This window comes from Noviherbaspirillum humi, assembly GCF_900188095.1.
GTDB lineage: Bacteria > Pseudomonadota > Gammaproteobacteria > Burkholderiales > Burkholderiaceae_D > Noviherbaspirillum > Noviherbaspirillum humi.
In genome coordinates this window covers 1-1,129 of the sequence record NZ_FZOT01000053.1, presented here as the reverse complement: position 1 = coordinate 1,129, position 1,129 = coordinate 1, and the positions used below count along the sequence as shown (strand labels likewise).

Sequence of the window (1,129 nt, the reverse complement as noted above, 5' to 3'; positions counted from 1 at the left end):
GGCGTGATGCCGCCGATGGCCATGTTGGGACGCTCGTGATTATAGGTCCATAGCCATCGGGTTGCGAATTCCTGCACGTCCTCGATGGTGTCGAACAGGTAGTATGCTAACCAGTCATAACGCACCGTCCGGTTGTAGCGCTCGATGTAAGCATTCTGCTGCGGCTTGCCGGGTTGGATGAATTCGACATGAATGCCACGCCGATTTGCCCATGCCATCAGTGCGGCGCTGACGTATTCCGGGCCATTGTCACAGCGTATCCGATCCGGTCTGCCGCGCCATTCGATGATGCGCTCCAGTGAGCGGATCACCCGCTCGGACGGAAGCGAGAAATCTACTTCAATGTCCAGGCCCTCGCGGTTGAAGTCATCGATCACATTGAATAACCGAATGCTGCGGCCGTCCGACAGTTGGTCATGCATGAAGTCCATCGACCATACCTGGTTGGGTGCCGTCGGCTCGGACAGCGGCTCCGGTTTCTCGCGCACCAGACGCTTCTTCGGCTTGATGCGCAGGTTCAGTTCCAGCGCCCGGTAAATTCGATAAACGCGCTTGTGATTCCAGCCATAGCCTTTGACGTTGCGCAGGTACAGGAAGCACAGGCCGAAACCCCAGTTGCGCTGGTTCGCCGTCAGACGGATCAGCCAGTCTGCAATCTCACTGTTCTCTGAAGACAGCTTAGCTTGATGCCGGTAGCAGGTTTGGCTGATGCCAAACGCCTGGCATGCCACGCGAATGCTGGCAGCCTTGTCTTGTACGGCCCATTGCGCCATCTCGCGTCGCCGAGATGGCGCTACCACTTTTTTTGCAGTGCCTCTGCGACGATCTCAGCCTTCAGGCGCTCTTCGGCATACATCTTCTTCAGGCGGCGGTTCTCCTCTTCGAGTTCCTTCAGCCGTGCCATCATCGAAGCGTCCATGCCGCCGAACTTGCTACGCCAGCGGTAAAACAGAGCAGAGCTCATGCCGTGTTCCCGGCATAGTTCCGGAATTGGAGTGCCAGCGTCGGCTTGCTTGAGAATGGCAATGATCTGGCTTTCCGAAAAGCGCGACTTCTTCATGTAAAACTTCCTCGTTTTGATTAGAGAAAATTCTACCTTCATGCCCGCTTACTTTTCGGGAGGATTACC

The 1,129-nt window shown here is 56.1% G+C and carries 1 protein-coding gene; it reads right to left on the bottom strand.

From position 1 onward, the window contains the following. Positions 1-1,060 (bottom strand): IS3 family transposase gene (locus CHB88_RS24070; RefSeq protein WP_089401894.1). Its coding sequence is split into 2 segments (ribosomal slippage), with 1,061 coding nucleotides annotated over them: positions 1-811 and positions 811-1,060; the frame shifts between segments, so codons are not numbered across the junction. This gene is flagged as partial in the annotation. Positions 1,061-1,129 lie beyond the last annotated feature (69 nt).